This window comes from Microlunatus antarcticus (assembly GCF_014193425.1).
Lineage (GTDB): Bacteria > Actinomycetota > Actinomycetes > Propionibacteriales > Propionibacteriaceae > Microlunatus > Microlunatus antarcticus.
In genome coordinates this window covers 187,224-202,878 of record NZ_JACHZG010000001.1, presented here as the reverse complement: position 1 = coordinate 202,878, position 15,655 = coordinate 187,224, and the positions used below count along the sequence as shown (strand labels likewise).

Below are 15,655 nucleotides of genomic sequence, written 5' to 3'. Positions count from 1 at the left end.
GGCGCCGAACCGACCGACGGGCGGTGGGTGCCGGGGACCAGACGCCCCCGCGTCTGGTGCCCGGACTGCTCGTGGCCGGACTAGTGGGTCCGGTTCTTGGTGGTCAGCTGGTGGTCAGCTGCGACGGCGGCGCAGGGTGAGGCTGAGCCCGCCGATGAGCAGGAGCAGTCCCCCGCCGAGCAGACCCGCGAGGCCGGCCGCGGCGCCGGTCTGAGCGAGCCGGTCGTCGTCGCCGTTGTTGCCGCCGAGGCCGTTGCCGGCCTGGCCCTGCGGGCCGGTCAGGAACACGGTGCTGGCGTTCCCGCTGTTGCCGTTGTTCCCGTTGCGGTTCCCGCCGTTGTTGCCGCCGCCGTTGTTCCCGCCGTTGTCGCCGTTGCCGTCGTCGCCGCCGTTGCCGTCGCCGGGCGTGGTCGGGGTCGTCGGGGTGGTGGGGGTGGTGGGGGTTCCGGTGGTGCAGCCGGTGGCGTTGATCAGGACGCAGGCGTCGACGCCGCCGACGCCGGGGATGGTGGTGCCGACCTCGCCGATGACGACCGGGATGATCGGGACGGCCGGGCCGGTGGGCCCGGTCGGGGTGGTGCCGGTTCCGCTGGTGCAGCCGAGGGCGTTGATCAGCAGGCAGGCGTCGACGGTGCCGACGACGGGCAGGTCAGCGGTGGCCTGACCCACGACCGGCGGCACGATCACCGGCAGCGCCGGCAGGTTGTTCGAGCCGGTGCCGGTGCCGGTGCCGGTGGTGCAGCCGGTGGCGTTGACGAGCGCGCAGGCGTTGACGTCGCCCACGATGGGCAGGTCGGCGGTGGCCGTGACGATCGCGGTCACGATCGGGTCGGTCGAGGTGTTCGGGTTCGACCCGGTCGAGCCGGTGTTGCCGGTGCCCGGGTTGGTGCCGGTGCCGGTGGTGGTGCAGCCGGCGGCGTTGACCAGGGCGCAGGCGTTCACGTCGCCGACGACCGGGAGGTCGGCGGTGGCGGTGACGATCGCGGTGATGATCTCGTTGGTCGAGCTGGTGGGGTTCGAGCCGGTGTTCCCCGTGCCCGGGTTGGTGCCCGTGCCCGGGCTGGTGCCGGTGCCCGGGTTGGTGCCGGTGGTGCAGCTGCCGGCGTTGATGAGGGCGCAGGCGTTCACGTCGCCCACGACGGGCAGGTCAGCGGTGGCGGTGACGATGGCGGTGACTAGCTCGTTCGTCGAGCTGGTGCTGCCCGAGCCGGTGCTGCCCGACCCGGTGTTGCTGGTCCCAGAGCCAAGGCCGGTGGTGCCGGTGCCCGTGGTGCAGCCCGTGGCGTTGATCAGGGCGCAGGCGTCGAGGTCGCCGACGACGGGGACGTCAGTCGCGGTGGCGGTGACCACCGAGGTCAGCAGCGGGCTCGACCCGAGCCCGCCACCGGTGTCGCCGGCGCCCGGGTTCGTGCCGGTGTGGGTCGGGTCGGGGGTGCGGTCGCAGCCGTCGGTGTTCACCAGGACGCAGGCCCGGACCGGCAAGTCCAGGACACGCCCGTCGGCCAGGACCCGGGTCGCGGGGATCAGACCCTTCAGCAGCGCCGCATCAGCCCGCACCTCGAGAGCCTGCTGACGCTGCTGGGCCGCCTTCACCTTCGCCGCCTTCACCTTCGCGGCCTTCACCTTCGCCGCCTTGACCGCCTTGGCCTTCGCCTTGGCCTGCTTGGCCCGTTCCGCCTTCTGCTCGGCCTTGACCGCGCGGGCGTGGGCCTGGACCTGGACGTACGTCCGGTTGCTCGTCGCCCGGCTGCTCGTGGACCGGTGCGAGGAGCTGTTGCCGGTGCCGACGCGGACGGCGACCTGGTTGCTGCTGCGCGAGCCGGAGCCGCCGCCGGTGCCGACGCGGACGCTGTTTGAGGAGTGGCGCGAGCCGAGGTTGACGTCGGCGCGGACCTTCACCGGCGTCCGCAGCGACACCTTCAACCCACCCGAATGCGACTTCGAGCTGGACGACTTGTGGCTGCTCGACTTCGAGCCGGAGGACTTGTCGTGATGGGTCGAGACCTTCACGATCCCGAGGTCGAGACCACCGTCGTGATCATCGGCGTGGGCGGCGCCGGTCGTCAGCGCCAAGGCGCCGACCGTGCAGGCTGCTCCGGCGAGCAGACGGGTGAACCATGCGTTCATGGGGGTTGCTTCTCTCTACGAGTTCAGGGAGGTAGGCCGACCGCACGAGGGGTGCGGGGGTGGCCCGGGGACCGGCGCGCAAGGAGCGCCGTGCCGACCCGCGAAGGGTGGGCACCTGGGGGTGGAGAGAAGACGTCAGTCGGGAGAGAAGCCGGGCTGACGCAGCAGCCCCAGCGTGTGCCCAGAACGGGCGTGCGCGGGCCGGGCGTGCAACGCCATCAGCCCCGCCAGACCAGCCGAGACGGCCAGCCCGAAGATCATGAGGCCCGAGACGCCGGCGCCCGCCGAACCGTCCGGGCTGACACCCGGCCCCGCACCGGCACCCGAGGCGCCGTACGCGGCCAGGAGGGACACCCCGGCCTCGACGTGAGCTGCGACCACACGACGGCCGTCGGCCTGGTTCGCCGTCACGGCAGCAGCACCGTCCGCCGACTGTCCAAGCGATGGGTGGACCAGATGGGTCGTGAGAAGAGGAGCAGCCGCCGGGTGCACGGACGACGCCGAGGCCGCGGCGGTTGACGTCGAGCTCGAGGCGTGCGGCGCGGTCGTGGCCAGCACCGCCACGGGAGGCAGACCGGCGCCGGGGAGGACACCAGGCAGGTCGACCTGCACCTGCGGCAGTCCGACGCTCACGCCCACCGACGGCAGCTCCACCACGGCCAGGTCAACCACGTTCAGGTCAAGGGCCGGAAGAGTCACAGCCACGTTCAGGTCAGGCAGCGTCACAGTCGGCAGCTCGAGCGGCGTACGCGGGGTCAGGACCGTGGAGGTCACGTCAGCCAGAGCCTTCGTCGTCACCTTCGACACGTCCACCGACACCAGCGCGGCCGGAGCGGTGCGGGAGCCCTTAGTCGGCTTCGCGGAGCTGCCGAAGACGGTCTTCGTCACGTCGGTGACGGCCCGGTCGACCTGCTGGACCCGCTTCTTCTGCGCGACCAGCTTCTTCTTCTGCGCGACCTGCTTCGCCACGCGCTTCTCGTGCGCCGTCTCCACGTGGACGACCCGCACCGCGGGCTTGGCCACGCGGTTCACGGTCCGCACCACCGGTCGGACCACGCTCTTACGCACCGACACCCGCTGCGTCGACACCTTCACCGACGAGCGGTGGGACGACGTGAACGAGTGCGACGACTTCGACGAGCTGGACGACTTCGACGACGAGTGGGACGACTGGGAAGACGAGGAGTGCGAGGAACCGGAACCGGTCACCTTCTTCACCGTGTCGGACACATGGCCCAACGTCCCACTCAACCCGCTGTCCGCCTGCGCAGCCCCCGCCGACAACGACAGACCAGCCGCCCCCGCCGCCAGCACCAGACCCGCCCGCAGCACCCAACGGCGCACACCAGCACCAGCGGCGTCTCGGGACTCTTCCCTGCGCCGCCACCCCTGGCCCCCGAGGCCTGACGTGTCGATACCGGCACTCAACCAGCCCCGAGAACCACTCGCAGCCGATAAGTGTGACCTTCAGAACATTCTCAGCGCCATGCTCGGCCGCCCGGCCCCTTCGTTGCGACGCACAGTAGAGGCGTGACGACTGCGGACCTGGCCGACCTCGCCCTCACGTACGACGAGGTCGGTGCGACCAGCGGAACGTTGCCGGTGGGCTACCACCACCTCGACGTCAGCCGCGTCGTCGGGCAGGGTCGCGACTGGTTCGACGTGGCGGCGGCGCGCGTCCTGACCTGGGAGGTGCAGCGCCGCGCGGGCCTCACGGTCGACGCCTCCGGCGCGGTGGCGCTCGGAGTCCGGGCCGTGCTGCGGATGCGCGTCGGGCCCGTGCTGGTCCGGGCGCCGGTCGAGGTCGTCGTCGTCACGGTCGAGCCGGACCGGGTCGGCTTCGCGTACGGGACCCTGGCCGGTCACCCGGAACGCGGCGAGGAACGCTTCGAGGTCGCGCTCCGCGCCGACGGCGCGGTCGAGGCGAGGATCCGCGCGTTCTCCCGACCGGGAGCCTGGTTCACCCACCTCGCCGGCCCGGTCGGGCGGCGCCTGCAACGGTCCACCGCAGCGCGCTACCTGGACGCCCTGACCCAGCCGTCCTAGGGAGCGCCGGCCGACCCCGGGTGCCGGGCCAGGTGCTCGATCACCAGGTCGGCGACGCGGTCCGGATCCTCCCGCTGCGGGAAGTGGCCGACCGCCTCGAGCACGACGCGGCGGTATGCGTCGAAGTGGCCCTCCAGCCCCTCGGACTCCGACGGCGGGTCGCAGGTGTCGGCCCCACCCTGGACCATCAGCGTCGGCACGGTGAGGTGGTCGACCGCCGCGACCCGCGCCCGGACGTCGTCGTAGCGCGCGTCCACCGGCTCGTCGGGCAAGAAGCGCGTGCGGTAGCCGTTGAGGGTCGTGGCCGGCCAGTCCGGGTGCCGGAACGCGACCTCGGCGGTCGCCTCGAGCTCGGCCTCGTCCCACCAGCCCGGCGGGCTCCACGTCTCCCACTGCCGACGGGCGAAGCCGACCGGGTCGCGGCGGACGGCCTCCGCACCGGCGTCGACGTACATCAGCCACTGGTACCAGAAGTTCTGGGCCTGGGCGAAGGACGGGAAGACGAACTCGCCGCGCGGCTGGTAGGCCAGCGCCAGCCCCGCGATGCTCGTGAGGCGTTCCGGCACGACGGCGGCCAGCACGTACGCCACCCGCGCGCCCCAGTCGTGACCCACGACCGCGAACCGCTCGATCCCCAGCGCGTCGACGAGGTCGAGGACGTCGGAGGCCAGCGCGGAGGCGGTCGCGTCGCGGACGGTGCCGGCCTCGCGGAACCGGGTCCCGCCGGTCCCCCGCCAGTCCGGCAGGAGCACGCGGTGGCCCTCGGCCGCGAGCCGGGCCGCCACCGGACCCCAGGAACGGGCCGCGTCCGGCCAGCCGTGCAGCAGCACGACCACTGGGCCGTCCGGGCTGCCCACCTCCGCGTAGGCGAGCTCCAGCACGTCGGTCGTCACGGTCGGCACCCGCGCGATCGTAGCCAGCGCCGACCCCGGGGCCGCGGGTGGTGGGATGGACGGATGAGCGAGCCCCTGGTCCCCGACGTCCCGGCCCTGTTCGACCTCACCGGGACGGTCGCGCTCGTCACCGGCTCGAGCCGCGGGATCGGGCGTGCGCTGGCCGAGGGCCTCGCCGGCGCCGGGGCGACCGTCGTGCTCAACGGCCGCGACCCCGACCGCCTGGCCCGCACCCTTGACGAGCTCGACGCGCGGCTCGGCGGCGGCCGGGTGCACGCGTACGCGTTCGACGTCACCGACGAGGCGGCCGTCGCGGAGGCGGTGGCCCGGGTCGAGACCGAGGTCGGCCCCGTCGGCGTGCTGGTCAACAACGCCGGCGTGCAGCACCGGGTCCCGCTCGTCGACCTCGAGGCGGCCGACTGGCGCCGGGTCCTGGAGACCGACCTCACCAGCGCGTTCCTGGTCGGGCGGGCCGTCGCCCGGAGCATGATCAACCGCGGGAGCGGCAAGATCATCAACATCGCGTCGGTGCAGTCCGACCTCGCCCGGCCGGGCATCGGCCCGTACACCGCGGCCAAGGGCGGCCTCCGCACGCTCACCCGCGCCATGGCGGCCGAGTGGGCGCGTTCCGGGATCCAGGTGAACGCGCTCGCCCCGGGCTACCTCGCGACGGAGATGACGCAGGCGCTCGTCGACGACGCCGACTTCAACGCCTGGGTGCTGGGCCGTACGCCTGCCGCCCGCTGGGGCACGCCGGCGGACCTGGTGGGTCCGGCGGTCTGGCTCGCGTCGCCCGCGTCGGCCTTCGTGAACGGCCAGACGATCTTCGTCGACGGCGGGATGACCGTGGTCGTGTGAGGCCCGGTCGGGCAGTTGCGGGGCAGGCTGGAGCCACCTATCGGATTCGAACCGATGACCTACGCTTTACGAGAGCGTCGCTCTACCAGCTGAGCTAAGGCGGCGGGCGCCCGCGGGCACGATGTGCCCCACGAACGACGGCCCACTGTACCCAACGGAACGCCTCGCGTCGAAGCGGCCGCAGGGCATGGTCTGATCGGGTGATGGATCCCTGGCAGCGTCAGATCGCCCTCGCTCGGGTCACGGTCGGCTGGTCCGTCCTCAGCACCGCCGTCGGCCTCCCGCTCGTGGCCCGCGGCGACGCGTGGTGGCGGGCGTTCGGGCGCCAGCAGGTCGGGTGGGCGGCGGTCGACGCCGGGGTCGTGGTCGTGGCCGGCGCGTTGCGGAGACGGCGGATGCGTCGGGTGGACAACCCGTACGCGCCGGCCGCCCTGCAGCACGAGCGTCGCGTCCTGCGCCGGGTGCTGGCGGTCAACGCGGCGGCGGACGCGCTCTACGTCGCCGGCGGCGTCTGGCTGTGGCGCGCGAACCCCGAGCGGCCGGAGCGAGCCGGTGCGGGCGTCGGGATCGCGGTCCAGGGCGCGTTCCTCTGCGTGCACGACACGTTCCACGCGCTGCGCGCCTGAGCCGGACGGGCTGCCCGGCTCACCTCAGTCCGCGCAGCGCGCCCCGAGCGCCGGGACGCGGCCGTCGTTGAAGTAGGCCTGCACGAGCCCGCGGACGCAGGCGCTGGAGCCGTACGCGGTGTGCCCCTCGCCCTCGTGGGTGACGAGCACGGCGGAGTCGAGGTCGCGCGCCATGTCGACCGCGTACTCGTACGGCGTGGCCGGGTCCCCGGTCGTGCCGACGACCACGACCGGCCGGTCGCCGACGCGGTGCAGGCGCCCGGTCTTCGGCGCCGGTGGCACCGGCCACAGCGGGCAGTAGACGTCCGCCCCGCTGAAGGGGCCCAGCACCGGGGCCCGGGGGACGAGGCTCGCCGCGCGCCGGTCGGCCGCCGCGACGCTCTCCGCCTGGCTGTCGCGGCAGCGGATCGCCGGGAACGAGGCCGCGATGGAGCCGTAGCGGCCGTCGCGGCCGCGCTCGTTCCCGGAGTCGGCCAGCGCCAGCAGCCCGGCACCCTGCCCCCGGCCGGCCTGGTCGAGCGCGTCCCGCAGCCGGGGCCACCCGTCGGCCCCGTCGTAGAGCGGGGTGACGACGCCCGAGACCCCGAGCTGCTGGGTGAGCTCCCGCCCGCCCGCGCCCGGCAGCGGGTGCGCGTCGAGGTCGGTGAGCAGCCGCTTCACGCTCGCCAGCACCGCCGCGCGGTCGGAGCCGAGGCCGCAGCGCTGCTGGGCGCACCAGGTGGCGAAGTGGTCGAGGGCCCGCTCGAAGCCCTGGAGCTGGTCGACCCGGGAGTCGTCGCCGAGGTCGACCGCCCCGTCCAGCACCATCGCGCCGGTGTGCTCGGGGAACGTGTCGGCGTACTGCGCGCCGATCTGCGTCCCGTACGAGAAGCCGAGGTAGCTCAGCCGCTCGTCACCGACCAGGCCGCGCAGCAGGTCGAGGTCGCGCACGGTGTCGGCGGTCGAGATGTGCTCGAGCAGCACCCCCGAGCCGGCCAGGCAGTCCCGGCCGAAGCCCTCGACCGCGGAGTTGAGCGCGACCGCCTCCGCGTCGTCGTCGGGCGAGCCGTCGAGGGCGAACAGGCGGTCCAGCGAGGCGTCGCCGGAGCAGCGGACGGGGGTCGAACGGCCCACGCCACGGGGGTCCCAGCTCACGAGGTCGTAGTGCTCGAGCCCCTCCGACGGGAAGCCGGCCAGCAGGTTCAGGCCCGAGCCGCCCGGCCCGCCCGGGTTGAGGAAGAGGCTGCCGAGCCGCGGGGAGGCGGTGGCCTTCACGCGGCCCATCACCAGCGTCAGCGCCCGGCCGTCGGGCGCGGACCAGTCCAGCGGCGCGGACACGGTGGCGCACTCGACGCGCCGGCTGCAGGCCGACCAGTCGGGTTTCTGCCCGGTGTAGCGACCGAGACCGGAGCCCGCGGGCGGGTCGGTGATCCCGGGGGCCACGACCGCCGGCACGGGCTGCAGCGGACGCCCGTCGGGCGGGGTCGGGGCCACCGACGGCAGCGCGGGGGCGGCCGTCGACCCGCTGGGGGCGGCGGACGGCGTGGACGCCGTCGACGGCCGGTCGGGTCCGGGCGACGGGGTCGCGCTGCACCCGGCGAGCAGGGTGACGAGCACGACGACCACGCCGGCCAGGCGAGCCGTGGGTCGGGGGCGCGACGAGGTCACGCGGACGGGTTCGCCCGGTGACGCTCGCGCCGGCGGGGCTTCGGCTCGGGACGTTCCTCGTAGGTCTGGCGCGACCCGCAGACGCTGGCCCGGCTGCACTGGCTGACCGCTCCGCTGTCCTTCATCCGCACGAGCACCGCGTCGGCGGGCACCTGGTGGGCGACGACGACCCCGGGCTCGCCGTCCACCTCCACCGCCGAGCCCACGGCCGGCACCTCGCGGGCGAACTCGGTGTAGAGCGGGTGCTCGTACTTGAGGCAGCACATCAGCCGGCCGCAGGCGCCCGAGATCTTCATCGGGTTGGGCGGCAGGTCCTGGGCCTTGGCCATCCGCAGGCTGACCGGCTCGAAGTCCTTGAGGAACGTGGCGCAGCACAGGTCGCGGCCGCAGTTGCCGATCCCGCCGCTGAGCCGGGCGGCGTCGCGCGACCCCACCTGGCGCAGGTCGATGCGGGAGTCGAGGCTGCGGGCGAGCTCGACGACCAGGACGCGGAAGTCCACCCGCTGCGGGGCGGTGAAGTAGAAGACGACGAGCTCCTCGGGCGATGTGGCCGGGTCGAGGTAGTCGACACCCACGATCTTCATCGCCAGCCCGTGGGTCTTGATCAGCCGCCGGACGACCAGCCTGGCCTCGGCCCGGCGACGGCGGTGCTCCGCGTCGCGCGCGAGGTCGGCGTCGGTGGCCGGACCGGCGCAGGCGGGCAGGTCGCCGAACGCCTCGACCCCGTCCCCGTCGACCCACTCCGGGGCCCACACGCACTCGGCGACCTCGGGCCCGGAGTCGGTGGGCACGAGCACCCGGTCCCCGACCCGGAACGTCTGCTCGCCGGGATCGAGGTAGTAGAGCCGCCCGTAGCGCTCGAACGAGACCGCCATGAGCCGGGGCATGGGCGCCAGCGTACGAGACGCCCGGAAAGACGGAAGCCCGGCAGATGCGGGTCTGCCGGGCTTCCTCGGGTGGGCGTACTGGGGGGCAGGTGGCCCACCCGGGCCAGGGAACGTCTGCGTCGGTCGCCGTCCCCCAGGACGGGGGACGGCCGAGCCGGTCGAACATGTCCGATCATGTCCGAAGGTCGAGGCCCCTCACAAGTCGCCGGGCGGTAGAGGCCCGATCCGGTGAGGAACATCGAATCTTTCTCAGACCGTACGGATCGGGAGGCCCCGCCGGATGCGTCTGGGGCCGGTCGTCTCGGACGTCAGGCCTCCACGAGAGCGATCATGGTCGACTCCAGCGCCAGCAGCGGCGCGACGTTGCCCTCGAGGGCGGTGCGGCAGCCCAGCAGCGCGTCGATCCGGCGGAGCGTCGACTCCGGCGTCGAACGGCGCGCCAGCGTCGCCAGCCGCGGGCCGAGCTCGTCGTTGACCAGCGCCGCGCCCGAGTGCGTCTGCAGGCTCAGCACGTCGCGGTAGAAGCCGGTCAGCTCGGTCAGCGCCCGGTCGATGGCGTCGCGCTGGAACCGCTTGGCCCGCGCCTTCTGCTGCTCGTCCAGCTCCTTGACCGCGGCCGCCGCCTGCCGGGGACGGGCGCCGCGGGTGCCGAAGCCGAGCGCCTCCTCGAGGGCGGCCTTCTCGCGGGTGTCGACCAGCTCGGTCGCCGCCGTCGCCTCGGCCGAGCACATCTCCACCAGCCGCGCCGCCGCACCGAGGCAGGCTGCGAGCGTGGTCAGCCCGAAGGGGATGAGCAGGATCTCGCGCCGTCGGGCGCGGGCCGACGGGTCACGCGCGAGGACCCGGGCGCGGCCGACGTGCCCCTGGGCCGCCCGCGCCGCCTCCGTCGCCAGCGCGGGGTCGATGCCGTCGCGGGTGACGAGCAGGTGGGCGACGGCCGCCGGGGTGGGGGTGGCGAGCGACAGCAGCCGGCAACGCGACCGGATCGTCACCACGACGTCGTCGGAGGTGGGGGCGCAGAGGATCCACACCGTGGCCTTCGCGGGCTCCTCCACGCTCTTGAGCAGCGCGTCCGCGCCGCGCTCGGTGACCCGGTCGGCGTCCTCCACGACGATCACCTGCTTGCGCCGCATGGTCGGGCTCATCGCCGCCCGACGGACGAGGTCGCGCACCTCCTCGACCCCGATCGACAGCTGCTCGGTGCGCACCAGCGTCACGTCCGGGTGGGCCCCGGTGAGCGCCGTACGACACCCGTTGCACCGACCGCAGCCCGCCTCGACGCCGTCGGGACGCTCGCACTGCAGGGCGGCGGCGAAGGCCCGCGCCGCGTTCGACCGGCCCGAGCCCGGCGGGCCCACGACCAGCCAGGCGTGCGACATGGCGTGGTCGTCGCCCCGCGCCGCCCGGCGCAGCGTCTCCACCGCGCCCGGCTGCCCGACCAGGTCGCCCCAGACCCCGTACGCCGGCTCGGTCGCCTGGATGCTCACCGGGGAAGTCTGTCAGCGTCCGCTGACAGCAGGGCGTCCACGCGTACGGCGACCGTCTCGGCCAGCACCTCGCGGGAGCGGCGGGCGGGCAGCACGAGGTAGCGGCCGGGGTCGCGCTCGGCCAGGGCGAGGAAGAAGGCCCGCGCCCGGGCGTGGAGGTCGAGGCCGGCGGACTCGAGCCGGTCCGGGTCCGTGAGGCCGCGCAGCCCCTCCTCGGGGGCCAGGTCGAGCAGGACCGTCAGGTCGGGGCGCAGGTCCTCGGTGGCCCAGCGGGCGATGCCTTCGACCTCGACCGGGTCGAGGACCCGGCCCGCGCCCTGGTAGGCCACCATGGAGTCGACGTAGCGGTCGCACACCACGACCGCGCCCCGGGCCAGCGCGGGGCGGACGACCTCGTGCAGGTGCTCGGCCTTGTCGGCCGCGTAGAGCAGCGCCTCCGTACGGGCACCCACGTCGCCGGCGTCGGAGTGCAGCAGCACGCCGCGCAGCAGCGCGCCCAGCCGCGTGGCGCCGGGCTCGAAGGTGCGCACGACCTCGTGCCCGGCCGCCTCGAGCCGGCGGACGAGCAGGTCGACCTGGGTGGACTTGCCGACCCCGTCGCCGCCCTCGAACACCACGAAGGCGCCGCGGGAGGCGGTGGGACCGGGGGGAACGGTCACGCGCCGAGCTTCCGCACCGTCTTCGCCCACCGCTCCACGAAGTCCTGCCGGGCCCGTCGGTGGGCGAGCCGGGTGCGTTCGTGGTCGCGGCCGGCCTCGAACGCCTCGGCCGGGCTCATCGCGGCGACGTCCGGGACGGTGGGCGGGAGCCCGAGCTGCACGGCGGCCAGCAGCGGCGCCGTCTTGCGCAGGAGGGCGAGAGCCGTCGCCGAGGCGTCCGGGAGCACGGGCGATGCGACCCGGGCGAGCGCCCGTAGCCGGTCCACCGCCCGCCGGACCTGGTCCCAGTGCGCGTCGGTCGCGTCGGCCCGCAGCGGGTCGGCGACCTCGCGCAGGCGACGGGTCTCGGCCTCGAGCATCCGGGCGAGGACCTCCACCGTCGGCTCCGTGCCGTCGACGACCAGCCGTGGCGACCGGGCGGCGGCGACCAGCCGCTCGAGCACGGAGAGGTAGCGCTCGCTGCGCAGCGGGGCCGCCCCCGCACCCCGCAGGGCCGGCGTCGCCGGGTCCTGCGTGGCGGCGACCAGCCAGTCGAGGTCGTCGGTCAGGTCCTCCGCCCACGCCGGGTCGAGGCCGGGTGAGAGCCCGGCGACCTCGGCGCGCAGCGCGGCCGCCTCCGTCGTCAGGCGGGCCAGCGCGTCCCCGTCGCCGCCGCGCAGGGCGAGGTCGCAGCGCACGACCTCGCGCAGCCGGTTGCCGACGAGCGCGGCGACGAAGCGGCGGAAGGGCATGGTGCCGTCGAGCGCCTGCTCGGCGGGGATGTCGGACGAGCCGGTCGCCGGGGCGCCCAGGCGGGTCACGAGGCGCGGGAACCGGGGCACCCGGTTGGCCCCGACGTGACGGAACGCCCGGTCGACGGAGGCCCGCTGGTCGGCGCTCAGCCCCGGACCGACGGGGGTGAGCATCACCTCGCGGTAGCGGGCGGTGGTGAGCCCGCCGCGGCGGACGGTCACCTTGTCGTCGCGCACCAGCGCCAGCGTGGTGCCGGCGTCGTCGCGCAGCGCGAACTCGCGGCGGTCGCAGTTGAGCCCGGCCACCGGGCCGAGCGTGGCCCGGCGTCGCAGCGGACGGATGAGCGTGGCGAGGTCCTCGGGCAGGTCGGCGTGGCCCATCAGCTCGATCCGGTCCTTGGGCAGCAGCGGCTGCCACTCGGGCGCGGTGAGGAACCACTCGCCCCGGCCGTCGAGCACGCGGTGCGCCAGCAGCACGCCCGACCGGATCAGGCGGTGGTCGGGCGCGTCGAGCAGGGTCACGTCGATCGAGTACGGGGCGTTGTGCCCGCCGCGGGCGACCAGGTTGTGCAGGCCGACGTCGGCGTTGATCAGCCGCGGCTCGGCCGAGCTGAACGGCACGTCGTACAGCCGCTGGCCCGGGGGCCGACCCGGGACCGCCGGGAGCTCGGGCGGCAGCGGCTCCTCGACGGGGCCGGCCGCCCGTGGTCCCCGGGCGGCCTTGTCCTTCGCCTTCGCCTCCGCCCGGTCCTGCTTGCGGGCGCCCTTGGCCTTGCGACCCTTGGCCATCAGCTCGTCGGGGCGGACGCCGTGGCGCGCGGCTTGGCGGCGGTCTTCTTGGCCGCGGCCTTCTTGGCGGGGGCCTTGGTCGCCGTCTTCGTCGCGGTGGACGTCGCCTTCTTGGCCGGCGCCTTCTTGGCCGGTGCGCGGCGCGTCGTCTTCTTCGGCGCCGGGCCCTTGGCCCGCTTGTCCGCGAGCAGCTCGGCGCCACGTTCCGCGGTGATGGTGGTCGGGTCGTCGTCGCGGCGCAGGGTCGCGTTCAGCTCGCCGTCGGTCACGTAGGCGCCGAAGCGGCCCTCCTTGACCACCATCGGACGGCCCGAGACCGGGTCCGGCCCGAGCTCGGCCAGCGGCGGCTTGGCCGCCGCCCGACCGCGCTGCTTGGGCTGGGCGTAGATCGCCTCGGCCTGCTCGAGCGTGATGTCGAAGATCTGGTCCTCGGTCTCGAGCGAGCGCGAGTCCGTCCCCTTCTTCAGGTACGGCCCGTAGCGCCCGTTCTGCGCGGTGATCTCCTCGCCGTCCGCGCCCGCGCCGACGACCCGCGGCAGGCTCATCAGCTTGAGCGCGTCCTCGAGCGTCACGCTGTCGACGCTCATCGAGGCGAACAGCGACCCGGTGCGCGGCTTCGCGTTCTTGGGCGCGCCCTCCTCGAGCACCTCGGTCACGTACGGCCCGAAGCGGCCCTGCTTCGCCACGACCGTCCGGTGGGTCTCGGGGTCGGCGCCGAGCTCGCGCTCCTCGCCCATCGGCTTGCTGAGCAGCTCCTGGGCCAGCTCGTACGTGAGCTCGTCCGGCGGCAGCTCGTCGTCGACGTTGGCGCGGCGCCCGTCGGCGTCCTCGACGTACGTGCCGTAGCGGCCCACCCGCACGACGACCGTCGAGCCCAGGTCGCCGACCGGGAACGTCGAGAGCCGGCGGGCGTCGATGTCGCCGAGCTCGGAGACCAGGCGCTGCAGGCCCTCGTGACCGGCCAGGTCCTCCTCGCTCAGCACGGGTGCGTCGGGTGCCGGCTCGCCGCTGCCGTCCAGGACGCGCTTGCCGCCCGCCCCGAAGTAGAAGTCGGTCAGGACCTCGACGCGGGCCGCGTTGCCCTTGGCGATCTCGTCGAGGGTGTCCTCCATCTGCGCGGTGAACTTGTAGTCCACGAGCGCGGGGAAGTGCTCCTCGAGCAGCCGCGTCACGGCGAAGGCGAGCCAGGTCGGCACGAGCGCCGAGCCCTTCTTGAACACGTAGTCCCGGCTCGTGATGGTCCGGATGATCGACGCGTACGTCGAGGGCCGGCCGATGTCGAGCTCCTCGAGCTTGGCCACCAGCGACGGCTCGGTGTAGCGGGCCGGGGGCCGGGTCTCGTGGCCGGCCGGGGTCAGCGACTCCGGGCGCAGCGTCTGGTCCTCGCGCAGCTGCGGCAGCCGCGCCTGCGCGTCGTCGCCGCTGCCGTCGGGCTCGTCGGACGACTCGACGTAGGCCTTGAGGAAGCCGTGGAACGTCAGCGTGCGGCCCGAGGCCACGAACGTGCAGGGCTCGGCCGCGCCGCCGTCGAGGCCGGTCGCCGGCGTCGCCTCGATGCGCACCGTGGTCGAGAAGCCCTCGGCGTCCTTCATCTGCGAAGCGATGGTCCGCATCCAGATCAGCTCGTAGAGCCGGAACTGGTCGCCCCGCAGGCCCGTCTGGGCGGGCGTCCGGAACGTGTCGCCCGCGGGCCGGACGGCCTCGTGGGCCTCCTGGGTGTTCTTGCCCTTGTTGGCGTAGATCCGCGGCGACGACGGCAGGTAGCTCGCGCCGAAGAGCTGGGTGACCTGGGCCCGCGCCGCGTTGATCGCGGTGTCGGACAGCACGGAGGAGTCCGTACGCATGTAGGTGATGTAGCCGCCCTCGTAGAGGTCCTGCGCGACCGACATCGTGCGCTGCGCGGTGTAGCCGAGCTTGCGCCCGGCCTCCTGCTGCAGCGTCGTGGTGCGGAACGGCGCGTACGGCTTGCGCGTGTACGGCTTGGAGTCGACGCCGGCGACCCGGAACGGCGCGGTCTCCAGCGACGCGGCGAGCGAGCGGGTCTGCGTCTCGTCGAGGTGCACCAGCACCTCGTTGGGGCGGCTGACGAGCTGGCCGCGGCTGTCGAAGTCGCGCCCCTGCGCGACACGACGCTCCCCCACCCGGGTCAGCCGGGCCGGGAACAGCGGCGGCTCGGCGCCCTCACCCGCGTCGAGGACGGCGTCGAGGTCCCAGTACGAGCCGGTGCGGAAGGCGATCCGCTCGCGCTCCCGCTCGACGACGAGGCGGGTGGCGACCGACTGCACGCGCCCGGCCGACAGCCGGGGCATGACCTTCTTCCACAGCACCGGGGAGACCTCGTAGCCGTAGAGCCGGTCGAGGATGCGGCGCGTCTCCTGGGCGTCGACGAGGTCGGTGTCGAGGTCGCGGAGGTTGGCCACCGCGTCGGCGATCGCCTTGGGCGTGATCTCGCGGAACACCATCCGCCGCGCCGGGACCTTCGGCTTCAGCTCCTGCAGCAGGTGCCAGGCGATCGCCTCGCCCTCGCGGTCGTCGTCGGTGGCGAGCAGGAGCTCGTCGGCCTGGGCGAGCGCGTCCTTGAGGGAGCGCATCGTGGCCTTCTTGTCCTGCGCGACCACGTAGAGGGGCTCGAAGTCGTGGTCGACGTCGACGCCGGTGCGGGCCCACTTCTCACCCTTGTACTTGGCGGGCACCTCGGCGGCACCGGTCGGGAGGTCGCGGACGTGACCGCGGCTCGACTCCACGATGTAGCCGTCGCCGAGATAGCTCGCGATGCTCGCGACCTTGGTCGGGGACTCGACGATGACGAGCCGTCGACCGGATCCGCCAGCCTTCGGCCGACCTGTTGCAGCCTTCGCCACGTGTTCCTCCATCTGGTGCCCGCCCGCTCGGGGCGCGAGCCGGG

Annotated in this window: 12 protein-coding genes and 1 tRNA gene; 3 read left to right on the top strand and 10 right to left on the bottom strand. The window is 74.1% G+C overall.

The genetic code is table 11. The features are described 5' to 3' along the window. Positions 1-114: 114 nt before the first annotated feature. Both FHX39_RS21595 and FHX39_RS01010 read right to left on the bottom strand, forming a co-directional pair. Entirely contained in the window at positions 115-2,127 is a 2,013-nt protein-coding gene (locus FHX39_RS21595) for a hypothetical protein (protein ID WP_183336014.1), read from the bottom strand. Between the two features lie 135 nt (positions 2,128-2,262). Next, the gene (locus FHX39_RS01010; RefSeq protein ID WP_183336013.1) at positions 2,263-3,150 is read right to left on the bottom strand and encodes a hypothetical protein; all 888 of its coding nucleotides are present in this window, start codon (positions 3,148-3,150) and stop codon (positions 2,263-2,265) included. A 507-nt stretch (positions 3,151-3,657) separates the two neighbouring features. Here FHX39_RS01010 and FHX39_RS01005 point away from each other — a divergent pair. Continuing rightward, positions 3,658-4,173: a DUF1990 family protein gene (locus FHX39_RS01005; RefSeq protein ID WP_183336011.1), complete on the top strand. Its 516-nt coding sequence runs from the start codon at positions 3,658-3,660 to the stop codon at positions 4,171-4,173. On the opposite strand, the gene FHX39_RS01000 is transcribed toward FHX39_RS01005, so the two are convergent. Continuing rightward, on the bottom strand, positions 4,170-5,075 hold the full coding sequence (locus tag FHX39_RS01000; RefSeq protein WP_183336009.1) for an alpha/beta fold hydrolase: 906 nt from the start codon (positions 5,073-5,075) through the stop codon (positions 4,170-4,172). The two genes, FHX39_RS01005 and FHX39_RS01000, sit on opposite strands and share 4 nt — an antisense overlap. A 54-nt stretch (positions 5,076-5,129) precedes the next feature. Between FHX39_RS01000 and FHX39_RS00995 the strand changes: the two genes are divergently transcribed. Then, positions 5,130-5,924, top strand: a complete 795-nt coding sequence (locus FHX39_RS00995) for a glucose 1-dehydrogenase (RefSeq protein WP_183336007.1) — start codon at positions 5,130-5,132, stop codon at positions 5,922-5,924. 28 nt (positions 5,925-5,952) lie between these two features. Here FHX39_RS00995 and FHX39_RS00990 read toward each other — a convergent pair. Then, positions 5,953-6,028 (bottom strand) — tRNA-Thr (locus tag FHX39_RS00990). 99 nt (positions 6,029-6,127) lie between these two features. Between FHX39_RS00990 and FHX39_RS20550 the strand changes: the two genes are divergently transcribed. Further along, a complete protein-coding gene (locus FHX39_RS20550; RefSeq protein ID WP_198423212.1) occupies positions 6,128-6,550 on the top strand; it encodes a DUF6992 family protein in 423 nt (140 codons plus the stop codon). 24 nt (positions 6,551-6,574) lie between these two features. Here the strand turns inward: FHX39_RS20550 and FHX39_RS00980 are convergent, their stop codons facing one another. The 6 genes from FHX39_RS00980 to topA all read right to left on the bottom strand — a co-directional run bounded on the left by FHX39_RS00980 (position 6,575) and on the right by topA (position 15,611). Continuing rightward, positions 6,575-8,197, bottom strand: a complete 1,623-nt coding sequence (locus FHX39_RS00980; RefSeq protein ID WP_183336005.1) for an alpha/beta hydrolase — start codon at positions 8,195-8,197, stop codon at positions 6,575-6,577. After that, complete coding sequence (locus FHX39_RS00975; protein ID WP_183336002.1) at positions 8,194-9,084, bottom strand: PSP1 domain-containing protein; 891 nt, start codon at positions 9,082-9,084, stop codon at positions 8,194-8,196. Before FHX39_RS00975 ends, FHX39_RS00980 begins: the two co-directional genes overlap by 4 nt. A gap of 308 nt (positions 9,085-9,392) precedes the next feature. After that, positions 9,393-10,571 carry a DNA polymerase III subunit delta' gene (locus FHX39_RS00970; protein WP_332836601.1) on the bottom strand — a complete coding sequence of 393 codons (1,179 nt, stop codon included), beginning with the start codon at positions 10,569-10,571 and terminating at the stop codon, positions 9,393-9,395. Next, positions 10,568-11,230, bottom strand: coding sequence for a dTMP kinase (gene tmk, locus FHX39_RS00965; protein ID WP_183336000.1), 663 nt, complete (start codon positions 11,228-11,230; stop codon positions 10,568-10,570). The genes FHX39_RS00970 and tmk overlap by 4 nt, the downstream gene beginning before the upstream one ends. Continuing rightward, entirely contained in the window at positions 11,227-12,750 is a 1,524-nt protein-coding gene (locus tag FHX39_RS20800) for a CYTH and CHAD domain-containing protein (RefSeq protein ID WP_183335998.1), read from the bottom strand. Before FHX39_RS20800 ends, tmk begins: the two co-directional genes overlap by 4 nt. Continuing rightward, entirely contained in the window at positions 12,750-15,611 is a 2,862-nt protein-coding gene (gene topA / locus FHX39_RS00955; protein WP_332836600.1) for a type I DNA topoisomerase, read from the bottom strand. Before topA ends, FHX39_RS20800 begins: the two co-directional genes overlap by 1 nt. Positions 15,612-15,655 lie beyond the last annotated feature (44 nt).

Bases quoted from the DNA above. Each gene is read 5' to 3' on its own strand.
- FHX39_RS21595 (WP_183336014.1), bottom strand. From the start codon at position 2,127: ATGAACGCATGGTTCACCCGTCTGCTCGCCGGAGCAGCCTGCACGGTC.
- FHX39_RS00995 (WP_183336007.1), top strand. From the start codon at position 5,130: ATGAGCGAGCCCCTGGTCCCCGACGTCCCGGCCCTGTTCGACCTCACC.
- FHX39_RS20550 (WP_198423212.1), top strand. From the start codon at position 6,128: ATGGATCCCTGGCAGCGTCAGATCGCCCTCGCTCGGGTCACGGTCGGC.
- FHX39_RS00975 (WP_183336002.1), bottom strand. From the start codon at position 9,084: ATGCCCCGGCTCATGGCGGTCTCGTTCGAGCGCTACGGGCGGCTCTAC.
- FHX39_RS20800 (WP_183335998.1), bottom strand. From the start codon at position 12,750: ATGGCCAAGGGTCGCAAGGCCAAGGGCGCCCGCAAGCAGGACCGGGCG.